At 38.7% G+C, this 9,618-nt stretch carries 10 protein-coding genes; 9 read left to right on the forward strand and 1 reads right to left on the reverse strand.

Annotated elements, in window-relative coordinates:
* Window positions 1–81: 81 nt before the first annotated feature.
* From rsgA to B5D30_RS09830, 9 genes are all read left to right on the forward strand, one after another.
* Window positions 82–978 carry a ribosome small subunit-dependent GTPase A gene (rsgA, locus tag B5D30_RS09800; protein ID WP_078807895.1) on the forward strand — a complete coding sequence of 299 codons (897 nt, stop codon included), beginning with the start codon at window positions 82–84 and terminating at the stop codon, window positions 976–978.
* Window positions 971–1,102 carry a hypothetical protein gene (locus B5D30_RS14345; protein ID WP_268802116.1) on the forward strand — a complete coding sequence of 44 codons (132 nt, stop codon included), beginning with the start codon at window positions 971–973 and terminating at the stop codon, window positions 1,100–1,102. The genes rsgA and B5D30_RS14345 overlap by 8 nt, the downstream gene beginning before the upstream one ends.
* Window positions 1,103–1,119: 17 nt before the next feature.
* Complete coding sequence (gene rpe / locus B5D30_RS09805; protein ID WP_078807896.1) at window positions 1,120–1,770, forward strand: ribulose-phosphate 3-epimerase; 651 nt, start codon at window positions 1,120–1,122, stop codon at window positions 1,768–1,770.
* A complete protein-coding gene (locus B5D30_RS09810) occupies window positions 1,770–2,432 on the forward strand; it encodes a thiamine diphosphokinase (protein ID WP_078807897.1) in 663 nt (220 codons plus the stop codon). The genes rpe and B5D30_RS09810 overlap by 1 nt, the downstream gene beginning before the upstream one ends.
* A 171-nt stretch (window positions 2,433–2,603) precedes the next feature.
* Complete coding sequence (locus B5D30_RS09815) at window positions 2,604–5,027, forward strand: GBS Bsp-like repeat-containing protein (protein WP_078807898.1); 2,424 nt, start codon at window positions 2,604–2,606, stop codon at window positions 5,025–5,027.
* A gap of 151 nt (window positions 5,028–5,178) precedes the next feature.
* On the forward strand, window positions 5,179–7,077 hold the full coding sequence (gene mnmG / locus B5D30_RS09820) for a tRNA uridine-5-carboxymethylaminomethyl(34) synthesis enzyme MnmG (RefSeq protein ID WP_078807899.1): 1,899 nt from the start codon (window positions 5,179–5,181) through the stop codon (window positions 7,075–7,077).
* Window positions 7,078–7,213: 136 nt separating this feature from the next.
* Window positions 7,214–7,363, forward strand: a complete 150-nt coding sequence (locus B5D30_RS13745; RefSeq protein ID WP_159443287.1) for a hypothetical protein — start codon at window positions 7,214–7,216, stop codon at window positions 7,361–7,363.
* Between the two features lie 4 nt (window positions 7,364–7,367).
* Window positions 7,368–8,747: a replicative DNA helicase gene (gene dnaB / locus B5D30_RS09825; RefSeq protein ID WP_078807900.1), complete on the forward strand. Its 1,380-nt coding sequence runs from the start codon at window positions 7,368–7,370 to the stop codon at window positions 8,745–8,747.
* Window positions 8,748–8,892: 145 nt separating this feature from the next.
* Window positions 8,893–9,132 carry a hypothetical protein gene (locus B5D30_RS09830; RefSeq protein ID WP_078807901.1) on the forward strand — a complete coding sequence of 80 codons (240 nt, stop codon included), beginning with the start codon at window positions 8,893–8,895 and terminating at the stop codon, window positions 9,130–9,132.
* A 180-nt stretch (window positions 9,133–9,312) separates the two neighbouring features.
* Here B5D30_RS09830 and B5D30_RS09835 read toward each other — a convergent pair.
* Window positions 9,313–9,618, reverse strand: a 306-nt coding sequence (locus tag B5D30_RS09835) for a hypothetical protein (protein WP_234984654.1), incomplete at its 5' end; no start/stop codon positions are given.

Raw genomic sequence — 9,618 nt, forward strand, 5'->3', positions numbered from 1 at the left:
CGAATGACCCCGCTTGGACGGAGCGAAGCGTAGTTCAAGTTTCGAGCAATTTCGCAGAAATTGCGAAGAAAGGCAGGTAGAATGAAAGGACAAATCCAAAAGGCATTAAGTGGTTTTTACTATGTTGCACACAAAAATAAACTGTATCAAACACGTGGTCGTGGAAATTTTCGCAAAAAAGGTGAAAAAATCTATGTTGGCGATTGGGTGGAATTTGAAAGTGAAAATGAGCGTGAGGGAATGATTTTAAGCATTTATCCACGCAATAATTCACTCATTCGTCCAGCAGTTGCGAATATTACGCTAGGTGTTGTTGTTATGAGTGTCGTCGAACCAGCGTTTTCAAGTAATCTTTTAGACCGATTTCTTGTCACTCTTGAGTTTGCCAACATTCGCCCGTTGATTGTGTTGACAAAACTTGATTTGGTAGAAGATGACACAGTATTTCAAGCATGGAAGAAAATATATGAAACTATCGGCTATCATGTGATTTTGACAACAGAAGATGATACAGAATTAGCAGAGTTAAAAGAAGAATTTCATGAAGAATTAGTTGTTTTTATGGGACAATCGGGTGCAGGAAAATCTACACTTTTAAATCGTTTGAATATCCATTTAGATCTTTCAACAGGAGAAATTTCTGAGAGTCTAGGACGTGGAAAGCACACGACAAGACACGTAGAATTGCACGAAGTAGCAAAAGGGCTAGTTGCAGATACCCCGGGATTTAGTGCAATTGAATTTTTAGAGATAGAAAAAACAGATTTACCGAAACAATTTCCAGAATTTGTTGCAAGAGAAAATGAATGCAAGTTCCGAGAATGTTCCCACACGCACGAGCCACATTGTGCAATAAAACAAGCAGTCGAAACAGGCGAAATCGCCAAAGAGAGATACGACAACTATTTGCAATTTTTAAGTGAAATAGAAAACAAACGCCCTGTTTACAGTAAAAATAAAAGGAAAAGCAGTGAGTGATATAAGAAAAGCGAAGAAGTGCGTTTTGAAGTCTGCGGTAGTGAGCTACGTCGTTTATTTACTTGAAACTTTAGTTTCAAGCGACGTCGTGAACAACCGCCAGACTTCAGCACTTCACAGCTAGACAAAGGAGAGAACAAAATGAAATTATCCCCCTCAATTTTAAGTGCAGATTTTGCCAATCTTGCACGTGATGTCAAAATGGTGGAAGAATGTGGAGTAGAATATCTTCATATTGATATAATGGACGGTCAATTTGTGCCTAACATCACAATGGGTGACAATGTTGTCAAAGCCCTTCGTCCTATTACTAAGCTAACGCTTGATGTGCATTTAATGGTGGTCAATCCAGAGCGGTTTATTGAGGATTATGCAAATGCAGGAGCGGATATTTTGACGATTCACCAAGAGGCGACACCACATTTACACGGTGCGTTGCAAAAAATACGCAATGCAGGCATGAAAGCAGGAGTAGTAATCAATCCTGCAACACCAGTATCTAGTATTCAACACGTTTTACACTTGACCGATCAAGTCTTGATTATGACGGTTAATCCGGGATTTGGCGGGCAAACTTTCTTGTCAGAGTGTCTCGAAAAAGTGACGGAAGTAGCGAAAATTCGTGAGGAGAAAGGCTATTCTTTTGATATTGAAGTTGACGGTGGAGTGGATGACAAGACAATTTCAGCCTGTAAAAAAGCAGGAGCAAATGTCTTTGTTGCTGGAAGTTATATTTACAATGCGAAAAGTCCACAAGAGAGGATAAACGCATTGCGTGAGGGACTTCGCTAATGGCAAAGGAAACAGTTCTTATCGTATCAGGTGGGGAAAAAGAAAATATCGCTGAGCTATTAGGAGCTTATGATGAATGGCGAAACGCTCAGTTTATCGGTGTAGATGCGGGAAATATGACTCTTTTGGAATTAGGGTATCCGATTGATTTGGCAGTAGGAGATTTTGACTCTATTTCAAATGAACAAATGGAAATGCTCAAACTTGTTGCCAAAGAAATTCACGTATTGCCAGCGGAAAAAGATGATACGGATACACAAGTTGCTCTTCTTTTGGCGATGAAAAAATTTCCAGAGGCAAGCAGTTTTCGTATTTTTGGTGCAACAGGTGGCAGAATTGACCATTTTTTGAGCAATTTATTTTTACCGCTAGAAGAAAGATTTGCAAGCATTGCTGAAAAAATTGAATTTCACAATGAAAAAAACGTAGTAAAATTCTTCGGCAAAGGAACGCATAGATGGTTTAAAAATGTGGAAATGAAATATCTTGGATTTGCGAATTTAACACCTGTGGAAAAATTCACTATCTTGGATGCAAAATACACACTTCCAAGCACGAACATTACACAACTTTTTGCCTATCCAAGTAATGAATTTTTGGGGAATAAGGTGCATTTTTCGTTGGAGAAAGGTCTAATTGTGGGGGTGCAAAGCAAAGACTGACAATAGTGATTTTACAAAAATTAGCATAAAATAAGGGAAAAAGCGAAAAAAGTGCGTTTTGAATTTTGTCCTAGTGAGCCATGTTATTTATTTTTTTGAAATAAAGTTACAAGTGGCATTGCGAACAATGGTTAAAATTCAACATTTTGTAGCTAGACAAGGGGAAAAACTATGAAGAGAATCCAACTAAGTTTATTATTGAGTATTATTTTGTTGTCAACACCGCTTTATACATCAGCACTCGGAAATACTAGAAGTAGTGCGGTAAACAGTAGTGTGACAACTACAACAAGCAGTACAAGTACAGGTTCAACAACTACAACGGATCCTACCACTTTTTCAACAAGCGAAAGTGTGGAGGAGACGAGTACTACTACGTCAGAAACAACAAGTACAACAAGCAAAGCAACAGATACAACAACTACCACTCAAGCACCAGCAAAAACAGAGAAATCAAATATAACAATGCCACAGATTTTTTATAAAACATTTGTAGAAAAGTCTGGCTGGACGACTCCAGTAAAAAATGGTGAGTTGGCGGGTACAAATGGGCAGTCAAAGAGAATTGAGGCAATTAATGCAGAAATTGAGAGTACAGATTTAACTGGGACACTAGAGTACGCTAGTTATGTGCAAGAGAAAGGCTGGTTGCCGTTTGTTCAGCAAAAAGAAAACTCAGGCACACCGAATTCCAATTTGCAAATTGAGGCAGTGAAAATGCGTTTAACAGGTGAACTGGCTGAAAAATATGATATTGCTTATCGTGTTCATGTACAAAATTTTGGTTGGTTAGATTGGACTGGAAACGGAGAAATTTCGGGTAGTTTGGGCTTTTCTCATCGTGTTGAGGCAATTGAAATCAAGCTGTTGACAAAAGGTAAGCTAAAGATTGGAAAACGTAGTTTTATTGATCTAAAGACTATCCCAAAAATTCAATATGAGGCTCATGTGCAAAATATTGGTTGGCAAGCTCCTGTTTATGACGGCGAAGTTGCGGGTACATTTGGTCAATCAAAACGTATGGAGGCATTAAGAATTCGTTTATTGGAAACAAATTTGACTGGAGATATTGAATATACGACACACGTGCAAAATAAGGGGTGGTTGCCGTATAGTAAAAACGGTCAGCAATCAGGGACAACAGGAAATTCACTACGAATAGAGGCTTTGCAAGTGAATTTAACAGGTGAATTAGGAAAATATTATGATGTAGTGTACCGAGTACATTCGCAAAATTTTGGTTGGCTTGCTTGGACGAAAAATAACGAGCCTGCTGGCACAGGTGGTTGCTCATTAAGAGCAGAAGCAATCGAAATTAAAATTGTCAAAAAAGGTACGGTACAAACAGGTGGGAAATCTTTTATAGACGGATTTCTAACTCCAGTTTATCGTATGTATGACCCAAAAACCAAACATCATTTTTTTACGCAAAACAATGACGAACGCTCAAATGTTTATTATTTTTTATCTTTTGAAAATGAAGGGGTACGTTGGGCAAGTCAAAGTACAGGCGAAGTAGCAGTTTATCGTTTGCTCAATTTGACAACAATGGAACATATGTACACTGCAAATGAAAAAGAAAAAAATTCTCTAGTCAAATCTGGCTGGAAATACGAAGGCATAGCCTTTCGTGCAGTTAAAAAAGGAAAGCCGATTTACCGAGCGTATGATGTGAAAAACAACACACATCATTGGGCAGAGTGGGCAGAGATCAAAGGATTGATTAAAGCGGGCTGGAAAAATGAAGGGATTGCTTTCTATGTGCCAGAGGAAAAAGTGAATGGTGAAAGTCTGAAAAAGCCTCAACTACCAACTGCAAAACTTCAAACAACTTATTTAGGAACAGGGAATGTCAAACTTTCAGTAACCAATTTGCCAAGCGGAGCTTATGACATTCAGCTCCCGACATGGTCAAATGTTAACGGTCAAGATGATTTGGTTTGGTACAAAGGAAATAATGTCATCGTCAATGGTCGATCACATCGTTCGACAGGGAACTATACGACTCATATGTACATTTCTGTCGGTCGCTTGAAAAAAGTTTATGTAGGTTCTGGGAATTTCAGTCTCAAACAGTTGAACTATAAGCCAAAAGTTTATTTCTCACAATTGGATAGTCGTTGGCGAAATAACCGTGTTGGACTTTCAACGGTCGGCTCATCAGGTTGTGTTCCAACTTCATTGTCAATGGCATTTAGTGCGTTTGGGATTAAGACAGATCCCTATATGATGGCACTATTCCTCAATCGCCATACAAGTTACAATAATAGCATTTTCGGTTGTGCGGGAGATGCTGCGATGAAAGGGATTCAACTAAAAGGACTAAAATCTGAGCTTGCATGGAATAAAAATCAATTAGTTGATCAACTCAAAATGGGACGTCCTGTTTTAGCACTTCTTGCTCCACCATTTGTTGAGCAAGGTTATACACATGGCGTATTGCTTTACGGCTATACGAACGGCAAAACGCAAATTTACGATCCATATGATAACCGCAATTCTGGTATGTGGAGCGTAGATTATATTTGGCAACATCAGTCTTATGACAAAGATGATCGGAATTTAGGAAGTGTATTTTTGGCGATTAGAGATTAGGAAAATTTAGTTGCATTTCCAAGAAAAATATGGTAAAAATGTATAGAAAATAAAAATTCTCAAGCAGTGAAAGTGCTAAGAGAACTCTCGCTTATTTTGCGTAAGTTCTTTTGACTTCATTGCTTTTTCATTGTTTACAGAAAGGATTAGCATGAAAAAAAAATACACAGAAAACTACGACGTAATCATTGTGGGTGCAGGGCACGCAGGTTGTGAGGCGGCTCTTGCGGCGGCTCGTATGGGGTGTCGTGTGTTGGTTTTGACAATTAATTTAGATATGGTGGCATTTATGCCTTGTAATCCGAGTGTTGGCGGTCCAGCAAAGGGAGTCGTTGTGCGTGAAATTGATGCACTTGGCGGGGAAATGGGGCGAAATATTGACAAAACCTATATACAAATGCGAATGCTCAACACAGGAAAAGGGCCTGCCGTTCGTGCTTTGCGAACACAGGCGGATAAACACCGTTATCATGAGGAAATGAAACATACGCTTGAACAAGAGGAAAATCTGATTTTAAGACAAGGTGTTGTGGAGCGGTTGTTGGTGGAGGAAAATGTGGTAAAAGGAGTGCTTACTAGCACAGGTGCAGAATATTATGCTCCGACAGTGATTATTACCGCTGGAACAGCATTGCGTGGTGAAATCATTATTGGAGAGCTAAAATATTCATCGGGACCGAACAATTCACTTGCGAGTATTACCCTTGCGGATCATCTCAAAGAATTAGGGCTTGAGATTGCTCGATTTAAAACAGGGACACCACCACGTGTGAAAGCTAGTACGATTGCTTACGAAAAAACAGAGGAGCAAGCAGGAGATAAAGAGGCGAATTTGTTCAGTTTTTCGTCAAAGGATAGCGATTATTTAGAAGAACAAGTATCTTGTTGGCTGACTTATACGAGTGAAGAAAGTCATGAGATTATTCGTGAAAATCTCGACAGAGCCCCTATGTTTACAGGGATTGTCAAAGGTTTAGGACCAAGATATTGCCCGTCGATTGAGGATAAGATTGTTCGATTTTCTGATAAACCACGTCATCAACTTTTCTTAGAGCCAGAAGGTTTGAAAACAGAAGAAGTTTATGTTCAAGGTCTTTCTACTTCGCTTCCTGAAGATGTGCAACATGATTTATTGCACTCGATTGCAGGACTTGAAAATGCTGAGATGATGCGTTCGGGGTATGCGATAGAGTATGATGTTGTCAAACCACATCAACTTCGTCAAACGCTTGAAGTGAAAGCAATTCAAGGCTTGTTTACTGCTGGACAAACCAATGGCACGAGTGGTTACGAGGAAGCAGCAGGTCAAGGATTGATAGCGGGCATTAATGCGGCTTTGAAAGTACAAGGAAAAGAAGAATTTATCCTCAAACGTAGTGACGGCTATATTGGTGTAATGATTGATGATTTGGTAACAAAAGGCACAATGGAGCCATATCGCTTGCTGACAAGCCGTGCGGAATACCGCTTGATTTTGCGACATGACAATGCCGATTTACGTCTGACAGAAATGGGTCGAGCGATTGGTTTGGTAAAAGATGAACAATGGAATCGTTTTGAAATCAAGAAATATCAAATTGAAAATGAAATGAAACGACTCAATACCGAAAAATTGAAACCAGTAGCTAAAACCAATCAAAAACTTGAAGAAATGGGTTATAAACCTTTGCAAGACGCAATGAGTGGAGCTCAATTTTTGAAACGACCAGAAGTGCGTTATCAAGATGTTGTCAACTTCATCGGTTCTGCGGCAGAAGAGCTAGATGCTAAGACGATTGAACAGATTGAAATCCAAATCAAATACGAGGGATATATTCAAAAAGCACTGGAAAAAGTAGACAAACTCAAACGCATGGAGGCAAAACGGATTCCGAGTAACATTGATTACGACAAAATCAACTCTCTTGCCAACGAGGCACGAGAAAAACTCAAAAAAATCCAACCTGAAACAATTGCCCAAGCAAGCCGAATCAGCGGAGTAAACCCTGCGGATATTTCCATTTTAATGGTGTATATTGAGCAAGGGAAAATTGCGAAAGTGGAAAAATAAAGTAAGAGACTTATTTGAAATCTAATTCAGGTAAGTCTCTATTTTACTTACTTACCGCTTAAAATCAACAGTTTTTATATGAGCAATTTTATGGTAAAATAGAGATATTTCATAAGGGGAATAAAGGTGCAACAAAATGAGCAAATATCAATTAGATGAAAAACAAAAGAAATTGAATCAAAAATATACAGGGCAGGCGTTTTCTGGACAACAAAGTCAAAAAGAAAAACTTGCACAAATAAAAGAAAAAATGAAACGCCAGAAAAAGAACGTAATTGAGGAGTGAAAAAATGCCAGAATTTTACAATCGTATGCCACCAAATGACCGTGAAGCAGAACGTGCGGTACTTGGGAGTGTCTTGCTTGAGGCAGACCGTTTTATTGAGGCACGTGAATATATTGAGCCAGAGGATTTTTATCATCATGCCCACCAAGTAATTTTTTCTGCAATGGAACGTTTGAATGAAAAAGGGATGCCGATAGATGTTTTGACGTTGTCAGAGGAGTTGGAAAAGAGCAATCAACAAGATGATGCAGGCGGACTTCCTGTGCTTTATGAAATGGTTGAAAGCGTGCCAACAGCGGCGAACACGGTTTTCTATGCTAAAAGTGTTATGGAAAAGTCTCAGCTTAGAAAATTAATTCAGGCAACGACGGACGCGGCAACTCTTGCTTTTGAGGGAAATGATGAGGCAGAGGAAATTATTGCTCAAGCCGAAGATTTGATTTTAAAGGTAACCGAAAAGAAAAATAAGGCGGGCTTTAAAAAAATTAGAGATGTGATTACTGAAAGTCTGCAAACCATTGAAAAAAATGCAGCAACGACAGATGTTGTTACAGGTCTTGCTACGGGATTTATTGATTTGGATAAGGTGACCACAGGTTTTCATGCAGGGCAGCTCATTATTTTGGCAGCTCGTCCTGCAATGGGAAAAACTGCCTTTGCTTTAAATATCGCTCAAAATGTTGGCACAAAGACAAACAATACTGTTGCTGTTTTCTCACTGGAAATGGCAGCTCCTGATTTGGTCAATCGTATGCTCTGTGCCGAGGGAAATGTAAATTCCACCAACCTCAGAAGTGGTCAGTTAAATGACGAGGAATGGGAAAAATTGATTGTCGCAGCAGGAGCGTTAAGTCAAGCCTCTATTTACTTAGACGATACCGCTGGAATTAAGGTCAATGAAATTCGTGCGAAATGTCGCAAACTTGCACAGGAAAGTGGCAACCTCGGCTTGATTGTCATTGACTATATGCAGTTGATTGAGTCAAGCTCAAAAGAAAGTCGTCAGCAACAAGTATCTGAAATCTCTCGTCAGCTGAAGAAACTTGCAATGGAGCTAAAAGTGCCAGTTATTGCACTTTCTCAGCTTTCTCGTGGCGTGGAAAGTCGTGATGACAAACGCCCAGAGCTTTCCGATTTGCGTGAGAGTGGTTCTATCGAGCAAGATGCGGATATTGTCGCTTTCTTGTACCGTGATTCTTATTATCGTAAGGAAAATGGCGAAGAGGAAGAAGAAGAGGGCGGACTTGACCAAGATATTACAGAAATCATTTTGAAGAAAAACCGTGCAGGTGCCGTCAAGACGGTCGAAGTATTGTTTAAAGGTGAATACAATCGTTTCACCAATCTCTATCTCGAACCACAACATATTGAGAAAAAAGCATAATGTAACACTATATTCTGTGTTTTGTAACACAAATGACATATATAATTTTTTCACTCTGTTATAATAGTTTTGGCTAATAGATTTATTCATTTTTGATAAATGTCTAAGAACAAATACGCAAGTATTTTGTAAGGAGCGAGAAATTATGAAGTCAACAGCAAAATGTATCTTTCTGTTGCATAGTTTTTTAATTGTTTTATTACTATTTTGTGCGATTGTTTTACTCAATGGAGTGCTTTACGGCAGTGGAGAAGGAATGTTTCGCCTACTTGCCTTATTGTTCATACTAATGATTCTAATCTTTTCCTTATTACAATTTTTAGTGAAGAACGTTTTTTACTATGGCACAAACGAACAAGAAAATTATCGGACAAATAATGAGTGAAAAATAAAGGCGAAGAGGAGCGATTTGGAGCAAAATTACTCCAAACAGTTCCTTGTAAGCTAGTATGAGGCAAGTGCAGACTTTGGTTTGTGCTTGTTTTTTTATTTTGGGGTTTTGTTATCATTATAATTAGAAAAAGCCGAGAAACTCGACTTTTTCTAGTTGACTAAAGAAATTTGCCTAAATATCTTTTCCAGTTGTAAATTCGTTTAGAGTAGTGTCAGGTAGTATCAAAACAGGTTTTACTCCTCCTACTTTGTTCCAAGAGGTTAGGTATTGTTTAACGCCATCGTGGATATAATAAACACGGTGGTCACTCCATTCTCGAACATAGATGTTATTTGGAAGATTTTTAGCACCTTCTTTTATATTTTTCAAAGCTCCATTAGGGAGTTTAGAAGTAGGTTTGACACCACCAATTAACTTCCAATCAGTAAGATAGATTTTAATTCCTTTTTGTAACATATAAACTCTATTAACATCCCA

The sequence above is a fragment of the Pilibacter termitis genome (assembly GCF_900167335.1).
In the GTDB taxonomy this organism is placed as follows: domain Bacteria; phylum Bacillota; class Bacilli; order Lactobacillales; family Streptococcaceae; genus Pilibacter; species Pilibacter termitis.